Annotated in this window: 17 protein-coding genes; 11 read left to right on the top strand and 6 right to left on the bottom strand. The window is 71.5% G+C overall.

Going from position 1 to position 20,613, the window contains the following annotated elements; genetic code table 11:
- Nucleotides 1-380 precede the first annotated feature (380 nt).
- The 4 genes from ACSSS0_RS02655 to ACSSS0_RS02640 form a co-directional block, all read right to left on the bottom strand.
- Nucleotides 381-2,072 carry a hypothetical protein gene (locus tag ACSSS0_RS02655; RefSeq protein ID WP_487229954.1) on the bottom strand — a complete coding sequence of 564 codons (1,692 nt, stop codon included), beginning with the start codon at nucleotides 2,070-2,072 and terminating at the stop codon, nucleotides 381-383.
- Nucleotides 2,073-2,428: 356 nt separating this feature from the next.
- On the bottom strand, nucleotides 2,429-2,962 hold the full coding sequence (locus ACSSS0_RS02650; RefSeq protein WP_487229953.1) for an NUDIX hydrolase family protein: 534 nt from the start codon (nucleotides 2,960-2,962) through the stop codon (nucleotides 2,429-2,431).
- A gap of 62 nt (nucleotides 2,963-3,024) precedes the next feature.
- Nucleotides 3,025-4,035 (bottom strand): M28 family metallopeptidase, encoded by a 1,011-nt coding sequence (locus ACSSS0_RS02645; protein WP_487229952.1) that lies wholly within the window; start codon nucleotides 4,033-4,035, stop codon nucleotides 3,025-3,027.
- Nucleotides 4,036-4,105: 70 nt separating this feature from the next.
- A complete protein-coding gene (locus ACSSS0_RS02640) occupies nucleotides 4,106-5,476 on the bottom strand; it encodes an FAD-binding oxidoreductase (protein ID WP_487229951.1) in 1,371 nt (456 codons plus the stop codon).
- Nucleotides 5,477-5,750: 274 nt separating this feature from the next.
- On the opposite strand from ACSSS0_RS02640, the gene ileS reads away from it, so the two are divergent.
- The 11 genes from ileS to ACSSS0_RS02585 all read left to right on the top strand — a co-directional run bounded on the left by ileS (nucleotide 5,751) and on the right by ACSSS0_RS02585 (nucleotide 18,030).
- The gene (ileS, locus tag ACSSS0_RS02635; RefSeq protein ID WP_487229950.1) at nucleotides 5,751-9,038 is read left to right on the top strand and encodes an isoleucine--tRNA ligase; all 3,288 of its coding nucleotides are present in this window, start codon (nucleotides 5,751-5,753) and stop codon (nucleotides 9,036-9,038) included.
- Entirely contained in the window at nucleotides 9,035-9,637 is a 603-nt protein-coding gene (locus ACSSS0_RS02630; RefSeq protein WP_435985456.1) for a GNAT family N-acetyltransferase, read from the top strand. Before ileS ends, ACSSS0_RS02630 begins: the two co-directional genes overlap by 4 nt.
- On the top strand, nucleotides 9,634-11,025 hold the full coding sequence (locus ACSSS0_RS02625) for a bifunctional folylpolyglutamate synthase/dihydrofolate synthase (RefSeq protein WP_435985457.1): 1,392 nt from the start codon (nucleotides 9,634-9,636) through the stop codon (nucleotides 11,023-11,025). The genes ACSSS0_RS02630 and ACSSS0_RS02625 overlap by 4 nt, the downstream gene beginning before the upstream one ends.
- Nucleotides 11,026-11,062: 37 nt before the next feature.
- Nucleotides 11,063-11,509 carry a hypothetical protein gene (locus ACSSS0_RS02620; protein ID WP_487229949.1) on the top strand — a complete coding sequence of 149 codons (447 nt, stop codon included), beginning with the start codon at nucleotides 11,063-11,065 and terminating at the stop codon, nucleotides 11,507-11,509.
- A 45-nt stretch (nucleotides 11,510-11,554) separates the two neighbouring features.
- The gene (locus tag ACSSS0_RS02615) at nucleotides 11,555-11,974 is read left to right on the top strand and encodes a DUF4233 domain-containing protein (protein ID WP_435985459.1); all 420 of its coding nucleotides are present in this window, start codon (nucleotides 11,555-11,557) and stop codon (nucleotides 11,972-11,974) included.
- Nucleotides 11,971-12,399 carry a nucleoside-diphosphate kinase gene (ndk, locus tag ACSSS0_RS02610; protein ID WP_435985460.1) on the top strand — a complete coding sequence of 143 codons (429 nt, stop codon included), beginning with the start codon at nucleotides 11,971-11,973 and terminating at the stop codon, nucleotides 12,397-12,399. The genes ACSSS0_RS02615 and ndk overlap by 4 nt, the downstream gene beginning before the upstream one ends.
- A gap of 18 nt (nucleotides 12,400-12,417) precedes the next feature.
- Nucleotides 12,418-13,452, top strand: coding sequence for a rod shape-determining protein (gene mreB, locus ACSSS0_RS02605; RefSeq protein WP_435985461.1), 1,035 nt, complete (start codon nucleotides 12,418-12,420; stop codon nucleotides 13,450-13,452).
- Between the two features lie 4 nt (nucleotides 13,453-13,456).
- Complete coding sequence (mreC, locus tag ACSSS0_RS02600; RefSeq protein ID WP_487229948.1) at nucleotides 13,457-14,314, top strand: rod shape-determining protein MreC; 858 nt, start codon at nucleotides 13,457-13,459, stop codon at nucleotides 14,312-14,314.
- Complete coding sequence (locus ACSSS0_RS02595) at nucleotides 14,311-14,811, top strand: rod shape-determining protein MreD (RefSeq protein WP_435985463.1); 501 nt, start codon at nucleotides 14,311-14,313, stop codon at nucleotides 14,809-14,811. Before mreC ends, ACSSS0_RS02595 begins: the two co-directional genes overlap by 4 nt.
- The gene (locus ACSSS0_RS02590) at nucleotides 14,808-16,811 is read left to right on the top strand and encodes a peptidoglycan D,D-transpeptidase FtsI family protein (RefSeq protein ID WP_487229947.1); all 2,004 of its coding nucleotides are present in this window, start codon (nucleotides 14,808-14,810) and stop codon (nucleotides 16,809-16,811) included. The genes ACSSS0_RS02595 and ACSSS0_RS02590 overlap by 4 nt, the downstream gene beginning before the upstream one ends.
- An 82-nt stretch (nucleotides 16,812-16,893) precedes the next feature.
- Nucleotides 16,894-18,030 (top strand): FUSC family protein, encoded by a 1,137-nt coding sequence (locus ACSSS0_RS02585; protein ID WP_435985465.1) that lies wholly within the window; start codon nucleotides 16,894-16,896, stop codon nucleotides 18,028-18,030.
- A gap of 412 nt (nucleotides 18,031-18,442) precedes the next feature.
- On the opposite strand, the gene mctP is transcribed toward ACSSS0_RS02585, so the two are convergent.
- On the bottom strand, nucleotides 18,443-20,140 hold the full coding sequence (gene mctP, locus ACSSS0_RS02580) for a monocarboxylate uptake permease MctP (RefSeq protein ID WP_487229946.1): 1,698 nt from the start codon (nucleotides 20,138-20,140) through the stop codon (nucleotides 18,443-18,445).
- A complete protein-coding gene (locus tag ACSSS0_RS02575) occupies nucleotides 20,137-20,442 on the bottom strand; it encodes a DUF3311 domain-containing protein (RefSeq protein ID WP_435985467.1) in 306 nt (101 codons plus the stop codon). The genes mctP and ACSSS0_RS02575 overlap by 4 nt, the downstream gene beginning before the upstream one ends.
- Nucleotides 20,443-20,613 lie beyond the last annotated feature (171 nt).

Here is a 20,613-nt window from a genome sequence, read left to right as displayed (position 1 = left end):
ATGAAAGGTGCATGTGTGTCTCCATACATGAGCGGTTGTCGGCCCCCGCACCGTTGGAGGATGTGCATCGGCGATGCCGGCACGATCACCACGAGCCCCACAGCTCCAGCCCCCGAGTGGTCGCCCGCACAGGGCCCACCCACGTCCTCCTGCGAAGGTAGGACGACGTCACGGAGAGCGAGGCAGATCACAGAAAGTCGTCCGCTATGCCAGAACAGTCCCGTGAGAAGTCACACGATCAGCCGGATGATCAGCAAAAAGCACTGTTTTGGTGTCGATGTCAGTGGGAGACCCGACGTGCGTTTGCGACTGAAGGGCCCGGTCGCCTCCGCGACCGGGCCCCTCAGCGCTCAGTGAGTGACCGTTCGGCCAGATCCTGATCAGTTGGTGATCGTCAGCGATGTCTTCTCGCAGTGGCTGCTGTTCCCGACGAGCGCGTTGCTGCTCGTGAACTCCACCAGCCAGGAGACAGCCGACGACGTCGACACCGTCACGGTGCTGTTGGTCGTGGACCGTGTGGCAGGCGAGGCCGCATTGGTGAGCGAGAAGGTCTCGGCGGGCCGCAGGATCGAACCGCTCGTCACACCGCAGTTGTCGTCGGAGTAGAGCGTGAACGACAAGCTGCCGTTCAAGGCCGTGCCACCGGCGGACGTGATGGTCGCCGAGTCGTTCGGCAGCCAGACCTGGGCTGAGGTCGCCGATGTGGTGTCGGCGACGAAGAAGCACTCGCTACCCGCGGCCGTGCCAACGTGGCTCAGCGGGTCGGGGTAGTTCGTGTCGCCCGGCCAGGTCGCGCGGAAGCAGTACCGTCCGGGCGCGAGGGGAGCCGCCGCAGTGTTGACCGCGTCGGACGTTGCCGAAGCCTCCCCGGCCGGCGGTGGTGTGGCTGCCAGAGCCTTGACTCCAGCGGCCGTGCCGCCTGTGGTGCAGAGGGTCGTCGAGTTGGCAGCGGTCGGTCCGCAGAGGAAGAACGAGACGTTGCCGGTCGGCGTGGGCGGGGAGGACGTGCCTTGTCCTTGGACCACGGCCAGGTCGGTGATGGCCGTGCCTGGCAGGACAGCCGTCCCGACCGTCGTTCCACCGCTCGGCGTCGTCGTCAGCGTGGCGCTGCAGAGGGCGAACTGGCCGAGGACGAAGTCCTTGAGGGTCGCGGTGGTCGACGTGGAGGAGCGGGTCTCGGCGGTGAAGCTCGAGAAGCACTCGCCGCCCAGTCCGATCGAGGGATCGCTGAGGTTGACGCCGCCCTCGTAGAACTCGCCGTTGAGGTAGGTGCTGTTGCCGCTCTTGTCGGTGAACGACCACGGTGCGACGGTCCCGTTGGTCGGGTTGACGATGCCGCAGAACGGGTCGTTGGTCGTGCCACCGCACTTGGACGTGGCCCCGCCGGTGAGGAAGGTGAGCCCACCCGCGGCGTCGGTGCCGGTCCACTTGTAGATGTTGATCGTGGAGACCTGGCCGCCGTTGCTGAAGTCGCTGAGGATCAGCAGGTCGCCGTCCTTGTGGACGCCGACGAACTTGCCGGTGGCCGGGTCGAGCGTGACCTTGTTCTGGAAGAACCAGAAGCCCTGTTGGGCGTCGCCGCTGTTGTCGAAGCGGTCGGACCCGAAGTAGAGGACCTCACAGTTCAGGGCCCCCGGTGTGGGGTTCGGACACGCGGTCGACTTGGGGATGGAGTAGCGGGCCGCGAAGGCGTCCTGGAGGTTGTCCTTGTCCGGCAGTCCGCCGGACTGGTCCTTCCACGCCCACCCGGTGAGGGTCAGCGGGTCCTTGGAGCCGCCGCCGGTGAAGATGGTCGCGTTCTGGGCGCCGTCGTTGGCCCACGCGACCGCGGTGTTGCTGGCCTCGAGCGATCCGGCGCTGGCGCACTGGTCCGGGATCGCGTTGGCAGAGTCGTTGGTGATCGTGACCGCCTTGCAGACCTCGTTCCAGTCATCGGGTGCGTTGGCGCCGCTCTGCGGCAGGGATGCGACGGCGTTGCCGTCGAGCTCGATGAGGTTGAGCTCGTGTACGGCCTGGGCCGACGGGGCGAGCAGAACCGCCCCCGAGAAGGCCAGGGCCGCGGACGCCACCATCACGGTGGCCTTGCGACGGGATGTGGTGACGTGTTGCCCGGAAGTGGGCTTCCCCCGAGACACTGTCCTTGTAAGGTGCATGTGTGTCTCCATGTGCAGGTGATGGCCCGGCCCCTGTGCCGGATGGAGAGCGCCGACCGGCGGTGTGACTGCGGCTCGCGGGACGAGGCATCAACCACGAGACGTCCGGTGTCACGATGTCGCCGCACAGGGTCGACCAACGCTCAACTCTCCACGCTAGGCCGGTGTCCGGCGTCACACCCGAGATCGTCGCAACGCGTCCGAAATGGTCGGGAAGTCCGGACCGAAGTCATGAACTGTCTTGCGTTTCAGTCAATCCCGCGAATTAGTCACCTTTAGACGGGGAAACCGACGTGCGCCAGGGCCTGGCGGACGAGGACGCCGTGGGAGCCCGACATCTCCGAGCCGACCGCGATGGTCGCCGCCTCCTCAGGCGTCACCCACGACAGGTCGAGGGCGTCCTGCTGCGGCCGGCAGTCGCCCATGACGGCGACGACGAAGGCCAGCGACACCGCGTGCTGACGTGGGTCGTGGAAGGGGGTGACGCCGGGCGTCGGGAAGAACTCGGCGACCGTGAACGGCTGCGGCGACAGGGGGATGCGGGGGAGCGCCATCGGACCGAGGTCGCTCTCGACGTGCCGCGTCAGGGCGTCGCGGATGCGCTCGTGGTAGAGCACGCGACCGCCGACGACCTCCTGCCCGATCCCGCCGTCGCTGTCGGCGCGGAGCAGCAGGCCCACGTGGGTGACGACGCCACGGTCGTCGACGCGGACCGGGATCGCGTGGACGTAGAGGATCGGCAGTCGGTCACGGGCGTTGTCGAGGTCCTCGCGGCTCAGCCACGCACCCGTCGTGTCCACTTCGGTCATGACGTCATCCTGCCAAACGCGTGCGCCGACCCCGGGGGCAGTCCATCAGCGGCGCGTCGGGCTCAGCGCAGCGAGCGGATCCAGGCCCAGAGGACGGCGCCGGATCGTGCGAGCTGACCCCCGTCGACGACGGAAGGCACGTCGCCGGCCGAGTGGTAGGCCGCGTAGGGCACGCTGCCGAGCCGGGCGGCGGGGATGCCGGCCTTCTCGAACGACACGTGGTCGCTCGCCCTGTTGACACACCCCCTGGTCGGCGCGGCGGCGCCCGCCGCGCGACGGATCGCCTGCGCGAGGGAGGCGTCGGCGCCCGCGACGTGGCACACCGGCACCGCTGCCGCCCGGACGCCGACGCGGTCGAGGGCGACCATGCCACTCACGGCGCGACGCTCCGCCGCACCGAGCGAGCGGACGAGGTGCCGCGAGCCGAACGCATACACCGTGCCGTTGCCGCCGCGTGCCTCCTCGGCGCCGAACGCGACGAACCGCACGGGGAGGGCGCCGGGCTGCTCGCGCGTCATCCTGGCGACCTCGGCCATGACCATCAGGCCGGAGGCGTTGTCCTCGGCTCCGGGCGACTGGGGCACGGTGTCGAGGTGCGCTCCGACGACGACGTGCGGTGCCGTAGGGTCGAAGCCGGGCGGGTCGGCGACGACGTTCACCGTCGTGCCGGCCGGGACCCGGACCCCCCACGAGACCCCGGCGGGCACCGCGACGGGCTGGAGGGTGACGCGGTAGCCCGCCGCGCGCAACCGCCCGGCGACGTAGGCGGCCGCCCGGTCGCTCGCCGGGCTCGCCGCGTCGCGCGGTCCGAGCGACGCCAGAGCTCGTATGCCGCCCAGCACCCTGTCGACGTCGAAGGGGTCCGCGCGTGGCGGGGGAGCAGACGTCGCCGGAGCCGGTGCGGCCGGACGAGTCGCCGTGGCTGCAGCCGAGGAGCTCGAGGAGGGAGAGACGGGCGAGGAGGCCGTCGAGGACGGCGGCGCCGAGACGCTGTGGCCGGCCGGCGACCCGCCCGTGCAGGCTGCCGCCGCCAGTGCGAAGGCTGCAACGAGACCGGCGCCGCGGATGCCCATCACCCACGCTAACCCGGGAGTGCGGTGGATCCCCGGCGCCAGGTGCCGAGGACCCACCGCACCCGACAGGTCAACGGGGTGCGACGGGGAAGACCTTGCCGGGGTTCATGATCTCGAGCGGGTCGAAGACGGCCTTGAGGCGGCGCTGCCGGTCGAGCTCGGCGTCCCCGAGCTCGAGACCGAGCCACGGCACCTTGACCGAGCCGATGCCGTGCTCGCCCGTGATGGTGCCGTCGAGCGAGAGCCCGAGCCGGATGAGGTCGTCGAAGGCCTCCCACGCGCGCGCCAGGCTGTCGGGGTCGTCGTGGGTGAAGACGATCGAGGGGTGCAGGTTGCCGTCGCCGCCGTGGCCACTCACCGGGATGAGCACCGACCGGCGCTCCGAGATGGCCTCGATGCCGCGGACGAACTCGGCGAGCCGGCCGATGGGCACGCACATGTCCTCGGCGAGACGCCCGCCCATCGCCTCGAACGCGGTGCTCATGACGCGGCGCCCGGCGAGCAGCGCCTCCGACTCCTGCGCGTCGTCGGCGACCGCGACGTCGGTCGCGCCCGCGGACTCCAGCAGGGCGGCATACCTCGCGACGTCGTCGGCGACGTGGCCCGGGCGGTCGGACTGGACGAGCAGCACCGCCGCGCAGTCGTCGGGGAAGCCGAAGTCGCCGAAGGCCTGGATGGCCCGGACGCTCGTGCGGTCGATGATCTCGAGCAGGCACGGCCGGTGCGGGTCGCGGCGCAGGGCGACGATGCCGGCCACGGCCGCGTCGAGCGAGTCGAAGACGGCGAGCGCCGTGAGGGCGGGGTCGGGGGCGGGGTCGAGCCGGACCACGGCCTCGGTGACGACGCCGAGGGTGCCCTCCGAGCCGACGAAGAGCCCGGTCAGGTCGAAGCCGGCGACACCCTTGGCGGTGCGGTGACCGGTCTGCATGACCTCGCCGCCCGGGAGCACGACCTGCAGGGCCTTGACCCAGTCGGACGTCACGCCGTACTTGACGCAGCACAGCCCGCCGGCGTTCGTCGCGATGTTGCCGCCGATGGTGCACGTCTCCCACGAGGCGGGGTCGGGGCCGTAGAAGAGGCCGGCCGCGGCCGCCGCACGCTTGAGGTCGGCGTTGACGACGCCGGGGCCGACGACGGCATACCCCTCGAGCTCGTTGACCTCGTGGATCTCGTCGAGCGCCTCGACGTTGAGCACGATGCAGTCCTCGGTGGCGACGGCGCCGCCCGAGCGCGACGTGCGCGCGCCCTGCGGCACGACCGCGGTGCCGGTGGCCTGTGCGTGCTCGAGCACGGCCACGACGTCGCTGACGTCGCGGGCCCGCACGACGGCGAAGTCGTCGGGCGGGGGAGCGAGGGCGACGGTCGCGTCGAGCGCGTACGACCGACGCACGTCGGGGTCGGTGACCTCACGATGGGCGATCTGCTCGGGCAGGCTGGGCATGACGACAGGCTAGACTGGGCGGCACAGGCGTCGGAGCCGTGTATCAGCGGCGAGCCTCCGGAAGAACAGGGTCACCCACCTCGGCGGGTGGCCCCCACTAGAACCGGACGGGTGGGCCCGTCACAGCCTTCGACAAGAGCGGTCGTATGCGGTCAGCCCGAGCGGGCGGGCGCGTGCGGCAAGCGGGGTGGTACCGCGGCAGCCTCCGGCAGGAGACGTCGTCCTCGTGGCAGAGACGAGCGACCAACAGACGCGAACGCAGGAGACCACGAGCATGACCTATCCCAAGGTCACCACGAACGACGACGCCGGCCAGTCCACGACGGGCGGCGTCCCGTCCAACCCGCGCTTCCCCGAGATCGAGCAGCGGGTCCTCAGGTACTGGGACGAGGACGGCACGTTCATCGCGTCGGTCGAGGGCCGCGACGCCGGCACCGACGGCTCCAACGAGTTCGTCTTCTACGACGGACCGCCTTTCGCCAACGGCCTGCCGCACTACGGCCACCTGCTCACCGGCTACGTCAAGGACATCGTCCCGCGCTACCAGACGATGCGCGGCAAGCGCGTCGAGCGCCGCTTCGGCTGGGACACCCACGGCCTGCCCGCCGAGCTCGAGGCGCAGCGCCAGCTCGGCCTCAAGACGAAGCAGGACATCGTCGAGCTCGGCATCGACACGTTCAACGACGCCTGCCGCAGCTCGGTGCTCAAGTACACCGGCGAGTGGCGCGACTACGTGACGCGCCAGGCGCGCTGGGTCGACTTCGACCACGACTACAAGACGCTCGAACCCTCCTACATGGAGTCGGTCATCTGGGCCTTCAAGCAGCTGCACGACAAGGGCCTGGTCTACGAAGGCTTCCGCGTCCTGCCCTACTGCTGGAACGACCAGACGCCGCTGTCCAACCACGAGCTGCGCATGGACGACGACGTCTACAAGATGCGCCAGGACCCCGCCGTCACCATCGGCCTGCGCCTCGAGACCGGCGAGCTCGCCCTCGTGTGGACGACGACGCCGTGGACCCTGCCCGCCAACCTCGGCATCATGGTCGGGCCCGACATCGACTACGTCGTCGTCGAGTCCGACGTGACGGGCACGACCGAGCGCTACGTCATCGGCGCGGCCCGCCTCGCGGCCTACGCCAAGGACCTCTTCGGGGCCGACGTCGACCTGGGCGCCCTCGACGAGCGCGTCGTCGAGCGGCTCACGGGCCGCGACCTGCTCGGCCGCTCGTTCACGCCGCCGTTCTCCTACTACGAGGGGCACGAGCGCGCCCACCGCGTCTTCCCGGCCGACTTCGTCACCACCGAGGACGGCACGGGCCTCGTCCACACCGCCGGCGCCTTCGGTGAGGAGGACAAGATCGTCACCGACGCGGCCGGCATCGAGCCGGTCGTGCCCGTCGGCGCCGACGGCCGGTTCCTCTGGCCCGTCACCGACTACGAGGGCATGCACGTCTTCGACGCCAACGCCCACATCATCGACCACCTCAAGGCGGCGACCCGCGGCGAGGGCGAGACCGGTTCGGTGACGGCCGGCACGGTGCTGCTGCGCCGCGAGACCTACGACCACAGCTACCCGCACTGCTGGCGCTGCCGCGAGCCCCTCATCTACATGGCGGTCTCGTCGTGGTTCGTCGAGGTCACGAAGATCAAGGAGCGGATGCTCGAGCTCAACCAGGAGATCGAGTGGACGCCCTCCCACATCAAGGACGGCCAGTTCGGCAAGTGGCTCGCCAACGCGCGCGACTGGTCCATCTCGCGAAACCGCTTCTGGGGCAGCCCGATCCCCGTGTGGAAGTCCGACAACCCGGAGTTCCCGCGCCTCGACGTCTACGGCTCGTTCGAGGAGCTGGAGCGCGACTTCGGCGTCGAGGTCACCGACCTGCACCGGCCCTTCATCGACAGCCTGACGCGTCCGAACCCCGACGACCCGTCGGGGCGGTCGACCATGCGCCGCGTCGAGGACGTCCTCGACGTCTGGTTCGACTCCGGCTCGATGAGCTTCGCCCAGGTGCACTACCCGTTCGAGAACGCCGACTGGTTCGAGCACCACTTCCCGGGTGACTTCATCGTCGAGTACATCGGCCAGACGCGCGGGTGGTTCTACACCCTGCACATCCTCGCCACGGCGCTCTTCGACCGGCCCGCCTTCAAGACGTGTGTCAGCCACGGCATCGTCCTCGGGTCCGACGGCCAGAAGATGAGCAAGTCGCTGCGCAACTACCCCGACGTCCGCGAGGTCTTCGACCGCGACGGCGCCGACGCCATGCGCTGGTTCCTCATGAGCAGCCCGATCCTGCGCGGCGGCAACCTCGTCGTCACCGAGCAGGGCATCCGCGACGGCGTGCGCCAGGTCATGATCCCGCTGTGGAACGCGTGGTCGTTCTTCTCGCTCTACGCCAACACGGCGCGCGGCGGTGAGGGCTACGAGGCGAAGCGCTCGACGACCTCGTCCGACGTGCTCGACCGCTACCTGCTCGCCAAGCTGCGCGAGTTCGTCGGCGACATGACCGAGCAGCTCGACGCCTACGAGATCGCCGCTGCGTGCGACACGATGCGCGCCTTCCTCGACGTGCTGACCAACTGGTACATCCGCCGCTCCCGCGACCGCTTCTGGGGCGGTGAGACCGACGAGTCGCTCGCGGCCTTCGACACCCTGTGGACGGCGCTCGAGACGGTCACGCGTGCCACGGCGCCCCTGCTGCCGCTCGTGACCGAGGAGATCTGGCGCGGCCTGACGGGCGAGCGCTCGGTGCACCTCACCGACTACCCGACGGTCGACGACCTCCCGGCCGACCACGAGCTCGTCGTCGCGATGGACCGGGCGCGGGAGATCTGCTCGACCGGCTCGAGCCTGCGCAAGGCCCGGGGCCTGCGCGCGCGCCTGCCCCTCGCCGAGCTGACCGTCGTCGCGGCCGACCCGGCCGCGCTGGAGCCGTTCCGGGCGATCATCCAGGACGAGCTCAACGTCAAGGCGTTGACCCTCGTGGACGTCGCGACGGCGAGCGAGGCCGACTTCGGCGTCAGCCAGCGCCTGACCGTCAACGCCCGCGCGGCCGGACCGCGCCTGGGCAAGGACGTCCAGCGCGCCATCAAGGGCAGCAAGTCGGGCGACTGGAGCGTCGACGCCGACGGCACGGTCACGTCCGGCGGGCTCGCGCTCGTCGAGGGCGAGTACGCCCTCGAGACCGTCGTCGCCGGCGACGCCGACGCGGGTGCCACGGCGATGCTCCCCTCGGGTGGCTTCGTCGTGCTCGACACGACCGTCACCTCCGAGCTGGCCTCCGAGGGCCTGGCCCGTGACCTCGTCCGCGCGGTCCAGCAGGCCCGTCGCGACACCGGCCTGCACGTCAGCGACCGCATCAGCCTGACGGTTCAGGGCGGCGCCGAGGTGTTCGAGGCCACGGTGACCCACCGCGACCTCATCGTCGGGGAGACGCTCGCGACGCAGTTCGCCGCGGCCGGACCCGACCACGCGCTGCCCGACGGGCTGCCGGGCACACCGACCGACGTCGTCGTCGGCGACAACCACCCGGCGACGATCCTCGTGGTCAAGCGATGATCGCCGCGAACCGCGAGGACGAGCTGGAGGGCGCCGACGTGAGCACGACCCCCGACCCCGACCCGACCGACCACGACACCCGCACGGACGGGCGACCGGCCGACGGCGTCGTCGTGCGCGGGGCCGTGGGCGACGACCTGGCGGGCGTGCTGTCCGTCGGTCACCGGACCTGGCTCGCGACCTACGAGCCGATCGCCGGGCCCGAGTACGTCGCCATGGGACTGGCCAAGTGGTGGACGAGCGACGTCGTCACCGACTCGATCCGCAAGGGCCGCACCCTCGTCGCCGTGAAGGGTGACGAGGTCGTCGGAGTGGCGACCTTCGGATCCCAGGACGAGTCGTTCGTGCTGTGGAAGCTCTACGTCCTGCCCGGCCACCACGGTCACGGCATCGGCTCGCGCCTCATGGACGCCGTCGTCGCCCGCGCCCTGGAGAGCGAGCACCCGCGCATCACCCTGTCCTACCTCGAGGGCAACCAGCAGGCGGCGCGCTTCTACACGCGGCACGGCTTCGTCGAGACGCACCGTGAGACACCCGGATCGGGCCTGCCCGAGAGCGTGTGGATGGTCCGCGAGCTGGGCACGGGGGAGCCGGCATGAACGGCCGCCCGGACGCCGCCGCCGTCGAGGCCGCGCGCAACCTCGAGGAGATGAAGCGGATGCGCGAGATCGAGGAGGAGATCCTCGCCCGAGCGCCCGAGAACGACATCGGTCCGTCGCTCGACCGCATCCGCGCGGTCATGGAGCTCGCCGGCGACCCGCAGCGCACCTACCCGACGATCCACCTCACGGGCACGAACGGCAAGACGTCGACGAGCCGCATGATCGACTCGATCCTGCGCGAGACCGGACTGTCCACCGGACGCTTCACGTCGCCGCACCTGCACGACATCCGTGAGCGGATCACCTTGTCGGGCAAGCCGATCCCGCGCGAGAAGTTCATCGCCGCCTACGACGAGGTCGCGCCACTCATCGAGCTCGTCGATGCCCGGTCGCTCGAGTCCGGCGGCCGCCGGATGAACTTCTTCGAGGTGCTGGTCGCCCTCGCCTACGCCGCGTTCGCCGACGCCCCGGTTGACGTCGCGATCATCGAGGTCGGTCTCGGTGGCTCCTGGGACGCCACCAACGTCATCGACGCCCAGGTCGCCGTCGTCACCCCCGTCGACCTCGACCACACCCACCTGCTCGGTGACGACGTCGTGTCCATCGCCGAGGAGAAGAGCGGCATCATCAAGGCCGACTCCGTCACCGTCTCCGGCGTGCAGGACGAGGACGTCGCGCGCGTCCTGGTCGACCGCGTCGAGGAGGTCGGTGGTGCCCGGATCGTCTTCGAGGGCAACGACTTCGGCGTCCTCGCACGAGAGGTCGCGATCGGCGGCCAGCAGGTGTCGATCCGTGGGCTCGCGGGGGAGTACGCCGACCTCTTCCTCCCGCTCCACGGCGCGCACCAGGCGAGCAACCTCGCCACCGCGGTCGCGGCCGTGGAGTCCTTCCTCGGGGGCGGCGACCAGCGCATCGAGCCCGAGGTGCTGACCGCTGCCGTCGCGGGCATGACCTCCCCGGGGCGCCTCGAGATCGTCCGACGGTCGCCGACCGTCCTCGTCGACGCGGCCCACAACCCGCACGGCGCCCGCTCGCTCGTGGCGGCGCTCGGGGAGGCGTTCTCCTTCACCCGTCTCGTCGGGCTCGTCGGCATCGTCGCCGACAAGGACGCCGCCGGGATGCTCGAGGTGCTCGAGCCCGCCCTCGACCACATCGTCGTCACCCGCAGCTCGTCGCCGCGCGCCATGCGGCCCGAGGCTCTCGGCGCGCTCGCCGTGGAGCTCTTCGGCGAGTCCCGGGTGACGGTGGTCCGCGACCTGCCGGACGCGCTCGAGCAGGCCGTGACGATCGCCGAGTCCGACGGCATGGGCGGCGGTGTCGTCGCCACCGGGTCGGTCATCACCGCGGGCGAGGTCCGGATGCTCCTCGGGCACACCGACCTCTGACCCCGTCGACCCCTCGACCCCGACCTAGGCTGGCCCCATGCACCCTCTGGTGAAGCTCGTCCTCATCGTCATCGTCATCGTCGTCGCGGTCGTCGTCTGGGGACGGGTCATGGGGCGCAAGGACCCCGACCGCGAGCTCGTCGGCCTCACCGACGCGGTCCGCGCCCGGGTGAGCCGCGAGATCAGCGCCGGCCACAAGATCAACGCCATCAAGATCTACCGCGAGGCGACGGGGGCACCGCTCGCCGACGCCAAGCGGGCCGTCGACAGCTGGTTCGTCCCGGGCCAGGGGCCGGGCGTGCGCGACGCGGCGGCCTCCTACACCGACGGTCGTCTCACCGACGAGGCCCGGTCGCGCATCAGCGAGCTCATCCTCGCCGGCCGGCGCGAGGACGCCATGAGCCTCTACGCCGAGGCGACGGGGGCGAGCGGCGCCGAGGCGCAGGCCATCATCCGCACCTGGGACACCACCCAGAACTACTGAGCCCCACCGGCCACGAGACCCACACCCGAGGCGAGACCCACTCCCATGCGTTCGATCATCTTCTACGGCCAGACCGGCAAGTTCACGTTCCGCATGCTCGCGACGGTGCTCGGTGGGCAGGCCATCTGCATCCTGCTCGGTGCGCTCGTGGCCCGGGCCATCGCGGCCACCGACGAGGGGAGCGGGCCGAGCACGGCATACCTCGTCGTCGGCCTCGGCCTGGGCGCTCTCAGCATCGTCGCAGCGGGCCTCATGCGTCGCCCGTGGGGCGTGACGCTCGGCTGGGTCGTGCAGGCCCTGACCCTGCTCAGCGCCCTCGTCGTGCCGATGATGCTCATCGTGGGCCTCTTCTTCCTCGCCCTCTGGGTCACCTGCCTCGTCAAGGGCACCCAGGTCGACGCCGTCGTCGCCCGCCGCGAAGCGGCCGCAGCCGACGGCGACGCGGCCGATAGGGTGGACGGGTGACCACCGAACGTTCCCTCGTCCTCGTCAAGCCCGACGGTTTTCAGCGCGGCCTCACCGGTGAGGTGCTGCGTCGCATCGAGGGGAAGGGCTACCGTCTGGTCGCCCTCTCCGTGCTGACGCCCACCCGTGAGCAGCTCTCCGCGCACTACGCCGAGCACGAGGGCAAGCCCTTCTACGAGCCCCTCGTCGAGTTCATGAGCTCCGGTCCCGTCACGGCGGTCGTCGTCGAGGGCCAGGACTGCGTCAAGGGCTTCCGCAGCCTGGCCGGAGCCACCAACCCGACCGAGGCCGCCCCGGGCACGATCCGCGGCGACCTCGGGCGCGACTGGGGCACCAAGGTGCAGCAGAACATCGTCCACGGATCCGACTCCCACGAGTCCGCCACACGCGAGATCGGCATCTGGTTCCCCGATCTCGAGGGCTGATCGGGGCACAATCGCGGCATGACCTCCCGACCGTGGCTGCGCCCCCTCGGGCGTGACCTCGCGATCGACCTCGGCACCGCCAACACCCTGATCCACGTCCGTGGGCGCGGGGTCGTCGTCGAGGAGCCGTCGGTCGTGGCCGTGGAGGTCGGCACCGGCCGGCTCGTCGCCGCCGGCACCCGGGCCAAGGAGATGCTCGGGCGGGCTCCGGGCACCATCCGGGCGGTCCGGCCGCTCCGGGACGGCGTCGTCTCCGACGCCGACGAGACCGAGCGCATGCTCCGGTGGTTCATCGACCAGGTGCGCACCTCACGGCTCGTGCGTCCCCGCATGGTGCTCTGCGTGCCGAGCGAGGTGACCGGGGTCGAGCGCCGCGCCCTCGAGGACGCCGCGACCCGGTGCGGCGCGCGCCGCGTCTACATGATCGAGGAGCCGATGGCGGCCGCCATCGGCTCGGGCCTGCCGGTCTACGAGACGGCGGCGAGCATGGTCGTCGACATCGGCGGCGGCACGACCGACGTCGCCGTCATCAGCCTCGGCGGCATCGTCACCTCGAACTCGCTGCGCATCGCCGGCGACGAGATCGACGAGGCCCTCATCGGCTACGTCAAGAGCGAGTACTCCCTCCTGCTCGGCGAGCGCAGCGCGGAGGACATCAAGGTCGCCGTCGGGTCGGTGTTCCCCCTGCGCGAGGAGCTGACGACCCGCCTGCGCGGCCGCGACCTCGTGACCGGGCTGCCCAAGACCGTGCAGGTGAGCTCGGTCGAGGTCCGCCGCGCCATCGAGACCCCGGTGCTCCAGATCATCGAGCTCGTCCGCGCGACGCTCGACGTGTGCCCGCCCGAGCTCGCCGGTGACATCCTCGACCGCGGCATCACGCTGACCGGGGGAGGCGCCCTGCTGCGCGGTCTCGACGAGCGGATGCGCCACGAGCTCGGCGTGCCGGTCCAGGTCGCCGACGACCCGCTGCGGGCGGTGGTGCGCGGCGCCGGCCGGTGCGTCGACGAGTTCGCCGGCCTCGAGCGCGTCCTCGTCGGGGACCACCGCCTCTAGTCGCATGCAACCCACCGTCCGCCGCCGTCTCCTCGTCGTCCTCGCCTCGCTCACCCTCGCGCTGCTCGTCGCCGACCTCGCCCATCTGGCCGTCGCCGACGGGGTCCGCCGGACGGGCGGCCTGGTGCTCGGCCCCGTGCAGCGCGCCCTCGCGGGGGCGCCGCGTGACGACGTCGCCGCGCTCGAGAGCGAGAACGTCCGCCTGCGCGCGGTGGCCGCCGAGCAGCAGCACCGCCTCGAGGAGCTCGGTCGGCTCGACGAGCTCCTCGGCTCTGACGCCACGACCGGTCGCACGCTCGTGCCGGCGCGCGTCGTCGCCACCGACGTCAGCGCGCTCGGCGGACGGAGCGTGACGATCGACGTCGGCTCGAGGGACGGGGTCCGCACCGACTCGACGGTCGTGGCTGCCGACGGTCTCGTCGGCCGCGTCGTGGCCGTCTCGCCGTGGACGAGCGACGTGCAGGTCCTCGGCAGTGCCGACTCGGTCGTCGCGGTGCGCGTCGGCCCGGCCGGCACGCTCGGCACGGTGTCGCCGCCGGCGCCCGGCGACTCCGAGTCCCGTCCCCGTGGCTCGCTCCGGCTCGTGGGCATCGCACCGTCCACCCCCGTCGTCGGCGACGTCGTCCGCACCCTCGGCAGCGTCGACGAGACGCCGTATGCCGCCGGGATCGTCGTCGGGACCGTGACCGCCGTCGACCCCGACCGGGGCCAGCTGACGCGCGGCGCGACGGTGCGCCCGGCCATCGATCCCGACGCGATCGACGTCGTCGCCGTGCTCGTCCCGACCGCGCGCTCGACCCCGCGCTCGACGGAGGGTGCGACCGCGCCCGCCACTCGCCCGACGACGGGCTCCGGACGATGAGGCCGACGCTGCTGGGAGTGCTTCGGACGGCATACGTCCTCGTCGCGGCGCTCGTCGTGGCGACCCTTCTGCCGCGTCTCGGCGTCGAGCCCCGCTGGGTGCCCGACCTCGTGCTCGTCGGGGTCGTGGCGACCGCCGTGCTCCGGGGCCCTGTGCACGGTGCCCTCGTGGGGCTGCTCGCCGGCTGGGTCGTCGAGCTCGTGCCGCCCGTCGGCAGCCCGGTCGGACTGACCCCCCTCGTCATGATGGTCGCCGGGCTCGTCGCAGGCCTCCTGCGCCGATCCTCGTCACGCTCGCGGCTGAGAGCCCCGGCGGCCCTGCTCGCGGCGGCCGCCGTCGTGCTCGTCGCACGCCTCGGCTCGGCGGTCCTCGCCGAGGGCAGCGTCGAGCTGACCGACGGGCTGGTGCGGCTGCTCGTGACGGTGGCCGTCGGCGGGCTGCTGCTGCCGGCGTTCCTCGCGCTCGACCGGGCCCTCGTGCGCCGGAGGCTCGGGTGAACGGCCCGCGACGACGGGTCGGCGTCGCGGGGGTCGTGCTCGTCCTGCTCGTCACGCTCTTCGGGCTGCTGCTCGGCCGCCTCGGACAGCTCCAGCTCGTCGAGGGTCAGGACCTCGCCCGCGCCGCCGTCACGGTCAACACCCGAACCGTCAGCGAGCACGCCTTGCGCGGCCGCATCCTCGACCGCACCGGGGCGCCCTTCGTCGACAACACCTTCGACACCGTCGTCACGGTCCAGCGCTCGGTGCTCGTCGGGGCCGACAACGGCGGCCGCGACCTCGTGACGCGACTCGCGACCGCGGTCGGCCAGCCCTTCGAACGGTTGTGGGGCAAGACGATGCTCTGCGGCACGACCGGGGCGCCGCCGGCCCCGGCGTGCTTCAACGGCTCGCCCTACGTGCCGATCCCGGTCGCGACCGGTGTCGACGCGCGCCGCGCCCTGACGCTGCTCGAGCAGCCCGAGAAGTTCCCGGGCGTCGGGGTCACCACCGAGCCCGCCCGCGCCTACCCCCGTCCGCGGGGAGCGCTGGCCTCCCACCTGCTCGGCTGGGTCGCCCGGGCCGGCGCCGACGATGTGAGCGGCAGCCAGGGACGCATCGACGCCGAGGACGTCGTCGGACGCTCGGGGCTCGAGGCGCAGTACGACCGCGTGCTGCGCGGCACCAATGGGAGCACGGTCGTCGCCATCGACCCCCGGGGGATCGTCACCGACACGGTCAGCGCCACGCCTCCCGTGGCCGGCCGTGACGTCGTGACCCACCTCGACGCGCGGCTGCAGGCGCGCACCGAGGCCGCGCTCGTGCGAGCCGTCGCGTCGGCACGGGCCCAGAAGCTGCGCGCCGACACCGCGGCCGCGGTCGTCGTCGACGTGACGAACGGTGCCGTCGTCGCCGCAGCCAGCTACCCGTCCTACGACCCGTCCGTCTTCTCCGGCGGGATCAGCACCACGGAGCTCGCGCGCCTCACCGACGAGCGAGCGGGCACGCCGCTGCGCTCACGGTTGACGGCCGAGACGTTCCCGCCGGCCTCGACGTTCAAGGTCATCTCGGTGCCCGCGGCGGTCAGCTCCGGGGCCCGGCTCGACGGGACCTACGACTGCTCACCCAACGTCTCCGTCGGTGGCCGACGCTTCAACAACTTCGAGTCGCGCGGCTACGGTCCCATCGACCTCCACCGGGCCCTCGTCGTCTCCTGCGACACCGTCTTCTACCGCCTCGCGTATGCCGCGTGGCTCGAGCAGGGAGGCCTCGCCGCGCCCGTGAGCGCCGCCGACCCCTTCGTCTCGATGGCCAAGGCCTTCGGGCTCGGACGGCGCACCGGCGTCGACGTGCCGGGCGAGGCAGCCGGTCGCGTCCCCGACCGCGCCTGGAAGGAGCAGTACTGGCTCGCGACGAAGGACGAGACGTGCCGCCGGGCGAGCAGCGGCTACCCGGAGGTCGCCCGCACCGACCGCCAGCGCGCCGACTACCTCAAGCGGCTCGCCACCGAGAACTGCTCGGCCGGCTACCAGTACCGCGCGGGCGACGCCGTGAACTTCTCCATCGGCCAGGGCGACACGGCCGTGACGATCCTCCAGATGGCGGGGGTCTACGCCGCCATCGCCAACGGCGGCACCCTGTGGCAGCCCCAGGTGGCCGCCGGCTACCGCACGGCCGCCGGGGTGACGACGCCGATCGTGCCGAAGCGCGTCGCCACGGTGCCCCTGCGACGCGACGTGCTGGCATACGTCCGCTCTGCCCTCGGCGACGTGACCCGACCCGGTGGGTCGGCGGGGACGGCCTTCGCGGGCTTCCCCCAGGACCGCTACCCGCTCGCGGGCAAGACGGGGACGGGTGAGGTCTTCGGCAAGCAGGCGACTGCGTGGTTCGCGGGCTACGGACCGACGACGAGACCGAGGTATGCCGTCGTGGTCGTCGTCGGGCAGGGCGGCTCGGGCTCCAAGGTCGCGGCCCCTGCCGTGCGACAGATCTTCGATGCCATCCTTTCCCTGGGGCTCTAGCCCTGGACGATCGGATGCACGAGTGACTACCCGCACGACCCCCGGTGGCACCTGCCGCGGGGACCGACCGAGAGGCGCGTTCGTGGACGACTACCTGAGGAGCGACGCCCCGGTCGCCGAGGCCCTCGACCGTGCCTGGGACCGGAGCCGGCTCAGCGTCCGCACCCGGTTCGAGCGACTGCGCTCGCGGATCTTCCTCCTCGTCCAGTGCGCCGTCTCGGCCGGTGTCGCCTGGTGGCTCGCGACCGACGTCTTCGGGCACGCCTCGCCCTTCTTCGCACCCATCGTCGCCGTCGTCTGCCTCGGCATGTCCTACGGCCAGCGGCTGCGCCGGGTCTTCGAGGTCGCGATCGGCGTCGCCGTCGGCGTCTTCACGGCCGACGTGTTCGTGCACGTCGCCGGCAGCGGCCCGTGGCAGATCGCCGCCGTGGTGCTCGTGTCGATGGCGATCGCGACCCTCCTCGACGGCGGGCCGGTCATCGTCACCCAGTCGGCCGTGCAGGGCATCGTCATCGCCGCCCTCGTCGCGAGCCCGGGCCAGGCGTTCGGCCGGTGGACCGACGCGCTCATCGGCGGTGGCATCGCGCTGGTCGCCGCCACGGTCGTGCCGCAGGCGCCGCTGCGTCGACCGCGGGTCGCGGCCGCCGAGGCGGTCCGCAAGATCGGTGAGCTGCTCCGGCGGGCGGCGGTCAGCGCGCGCGACGGCGACGTGGAGGGCGCGGCCGAGGTGCTGGCCTCGGCCCGCGGCACGGAGTCGCTGCTCCGCGAGCTGCGGCAGGCGGCCGACGAGGGCCTGTCGGTGATCACCTCGTCGCCCTTCAAGCGTCAGCACGCCGCCGGGGTGCGCAAGATGGTCGACCTCGTCGAGCCGCTCGACCGCGCGATGCGGAGCACGCGGGTGCTCGTCCGCCGGGTCACGGTCGCGGTCGGGCGCGGCGAGCCGTTGCCGCCCGGCTACGAGACGCTCCTGCTCGAGCTCGCGTCGGCGACCGACGTCATCGGACGAGCGCTCTCCGAGAACGCCTCTCCCGAGGTCGGGCGGACGGCGCTGCTCGCGGTGGCGGCCGCGACGGGGGAGGTGCCGCGCACGTCGAGCCTCGCCACCGAGACGGTGCTCGCCCAGGTGCGCTCCACCATCGTCGACCTGCTCCAGGTCACCGGTCTCGACGTCGACGAGGCCATCGCCGCCCTCCCGCCCGAACGCCCCCGCGACCCCTGACACCCACTCGAGTGAGCGAGCCGCCCCACTCAAGTGCGCGCCCCGCCCCAGTCGAGTGGCCCCGTCGTCGCATCCTCGGAGGGTCCCATCCGGTCGAGTGGCCTCGTCGTCACATCCTCGGAGGGTCCCACCCGGTCGAGTGGCCTCGTCATCACATGGTGCAGGTGGGGTCACGGGGCCACTCGACGGTGTGGGGGCTGGCTCGGTGGGGCGGGTGGGGTCACGGGGCCACTCGACGGGGTGGGGGCTGGCTCGGTGGGGCGGGTGGGGTCACGGGGCCACTCGACGGGGTGGGGGCTGGCTCGGTGGGGCGGGTGGGGTCACGGGGCCACTCGACGGTGTGGGGGAGTCGGGACGCGCGGAGGGCCGGGTCCTTGCGGACCCGGCCCTGCGGCATACGTGCTCGGACGCGTCAGGCGGACGGCGTCGTCTCGTGGGGGCCGACGGCCAGCTTCTCGACGCGGGGGTCACCGGCGTCGGCGAAGTAGTCGGCCGGGATCGTCGCGTCCTCGCCCTCCGGAGCCTTGGCGGCCCGGAGCACGAGGGTGAGGATCGCGGCGACGACGACGTTGATCGCGAAGGCGGTCACCGCGATGTAGCCGAGCTGCCCGATGAGAGGCATGTTCGCGACCGACCCGGCGAACGGCGCGCCGGTGGCCTTGTTGGTCACGTTGTACGCGGCCAGCGTGCCGTAGACCATGCCGACCGCCCAGCCGGCGAGCAGCGCCCAGCGGTGGAACCACCGCGTGTAGAGGTAGAACACCAGGGCCGGGAACGTCTGGAGGATCCAGATGCCGCCGAGGAGCTGGAAGTTGATCGCGTTGCTCTTGTCGAGGGTGAGCACGAAGATCAGCGCGAACGCCTTGACGACGAGCGAGGTGAGCTTGCTGACCTTCGCCTCCTGCTGCACGGTCGCGTCCGGCTTGATCCACGCCTTGTAGATGTTGCGCGTGAAGGTGTTGGCCGCCGCGATCGACATGATCGCTGCCGGGACGAGCGCCCCGATGGCGATCGCCGCGAACGCCACTCCCGCGAACCACGAGGGGAACATGTCCTCGAAGAGCTGGGGGATGACCAGCTGGCCGTTCACCTTGCCGTCGAGGCCCACGGGCTTCGTGCCGGCCGCGATGGCCACCCAGCCGAGCAGGGCCAGCAGGCCCAGGAGGAAGGAGTACGCCGGCAGGATCGAGGCGTTCTTGCGGATCGTGTTGCGGCTCTTGGCCGACAGCGTCGCCGTGATCGAGTGGGGATACATGAACAGCGCCAGGGCCGAGCCGAGGGCGAGCGTGCCGTAGGCCCAGTACGCCTTGGGCCCGGGGATGAAGACGTTCGGGTTGCCCGTCGCCGGGTTGGTCGTCGTCGTCATCTTCTCCTTGGCCGAGTCGAACACGTGGCCCCAGCCGCCGACCTTGGAGGGCAGGTAGATGACGGCCACGATGATGACGAGGTAGATGAGGATGTCCTTGACGAAGGCGATGATCGCCGGCGCACGAAGGCCCGAGGTGTACGTGTAGAGCGCGAGCACGAGGAACGCGATGAAGAGCGGCAGGTCCTTGGCGACCCAGTTGTTGCCGCCACCGACGCCGGCGACCTCGAGGACGGCCTGGATGCCGACGAGCTGCAGGGCGATGTAGGGCATCGTCGCGAGGAAGCCGGTGACGGCGACCGCGAGGGACAGGACCCGGGACCCCGAGCGGCCCTCGACGAAGTCGGCCGGCGTCACGTAGCCGTGGCGGTGGGACACCGACCAGAGGCGCGACATGAAGACGAAGATGATCGGGTAGAGGACGATCGTGTACGGCACGGCGAAGAAGCCGTTGACGGCTCCGAAGGCCCACATGGCGGCGGGCACGGCGACGAACGTGTAGGCCGTGTAGAGGTCACCGCCGAGCAGGAACCACGTGATCCACGTGCCGAACGAGCGCCCGCCGAGCCCCCACTCCTCGAGGCTCTCCATGCTCTCCGGGCGACGCCAGCGGGCCGCCCAGAAGCCGGCCCCGGCGACGACGACGAAGAAGAAGATGAGGACGGTGAGCGCGACGCCGTTGACGCCACCGGTGTCGGCGGCCGGTGCGAGAGCCGGCGCGAGAGCCGGTGCGGGGGCGGTCATCGGGTGCCGTCCTCTCGCGTGTCGTCGTCGTCGACGAAGGAGTCACCCTCGGGGTTCATCGGCACGTGCGGGCGTGCCTTGAGCACGATGCGGTAGGCCGTGTAGGTCAGGGCCGAGCAGAGGACCACCCAGAGGAACTGGTACCAGATGAAGAAGGGGAAGCCGCCGAGACGGGGCTCGTCCTTGGCATAGGTGCCGACGAGCATCAGGGCGACGATGGGGATGGCGAGGAGGACGCCGGCGAGGGCCAGCAGGCCCTTGTTCGCCGGTGGCGCCTCGTGACGGTGCGGAGTGGTGCTCACGCGGGTGACCTCCGTTGGTCGGGCCGGACGGGTTCGGCCGTGCGTCGGGGAAACTTACTCTCGCCACGGCGGTCCGTGTGCTCTGCGACACAGGGAAATGCACAGTTCTGCGCAGATCGTGATGTGCGGGTGGGCGCCGTCTCGGAGCGCTCCCGCTCACGGATAGGCTGG

The sequence above is a fragment of the Terrabacter sp. R4-6 genome (assembly GCF_057529065.1).
This window is presented reverse-complemented; position numbering and strand designations above follow the sequence as displayed.

Excerpts from the sequence above, each read along its gene's own strand:
- ACSSS0_RS02625 (WP_435985457.1), top strand. The coding sequence starts at position 9,634 with ATGAACGGCCGCCCGGACGCCGCCGCCGTCGAGGCCGCGCGCAACCTC.
- ACSSS0_RS02645 (WP_487229952.1), bottom strand. The coding sequence starts at position 4,035 with ATGGGCATCCGCGGCGCCGGTCTCGTTGCAGCCTTCGCACTGGCGGCG.
- ACSSS0_RS02630 (WP_435985456.1), top strand. The coding sequence starts at position 9,035 with ATGATCGCCGCGAACCGCGAGGACGAGCTGGAGGGCGCCGACGTGAGC.
- ACSSS0_RS02620 (WP_487229949.1), top strand. The coding sequence starts at position 11,063 with ATGCACCCTCTGGTGAAGCTCGTCCTCATCGTCATCGTCATCGTCGTC.
- ACSSS0_RS02615 (WP_435985459.1), top strand. The coding sequence starts at position 11,555 with ATGCGTTCGATCATCTTCTACGGCCAGACCGGCAAGTTCACGTTCCGC.
- ACSSS0_RS02595 (WP_435985463.1), top strand. The coding sequence starts at position 14,311 with ATGAGGCCGACGCTGCTGGGAGTGCTTCGGACGGCATACGTCCTCGTC.
- ileS (WP_487229950.1), top strand. The coding sequence starts at position 5,751 with ATGACCTATCCCAAGGTCACCACGAACGACGACGCCGGCCAGTCCACG.
- ACSSS0_RS02655 (WP_487229954.1), bottom strand. The coding sequence starts at position 2,072 with ATGGTGGCGTCCGCGGCCCTGGCCTTCTCGGGGGCGGTTCTGCTCGCC.
- mctP (WP_487229946.1), bottom strand. The coding sequence starts at position 20,140 with ATGACCGCCCCCGCACCGGCTCTCGCGCCGGCTCTCGCACCGGCCGCC.
- ACSSS0_RS02640 (WP_487229951.1), bottom strand. The coding sequence starts at position 5,476 with ATGCCCAGCCTGCCCGAGCAGATCGCCCATCGTGAGGTCACCGACCCC.
- mreC (WP_487229948.1), top strand. The coding sequence starts at position 13,457 with ATGCAACCCACCGTCCGCCGCCGTCTCCTCGTCGTCCTCGCCTCGCTC.
- mreB (WP_435985461.1), top strand. The coding sequence starts at position 12,418 with ATGACCTCCCGACCGTGGCTGCGCCCCCTCGGGCGTGACCTCGCGATC.
- ACSSS0_RS02650 (WP_487229953.1), bottom strand. The coding sequence starts at position 2,962 with ATGACCGAAGTGGACACGACGGGTGCGTGGCTGAGCCGCGAGGACCTC.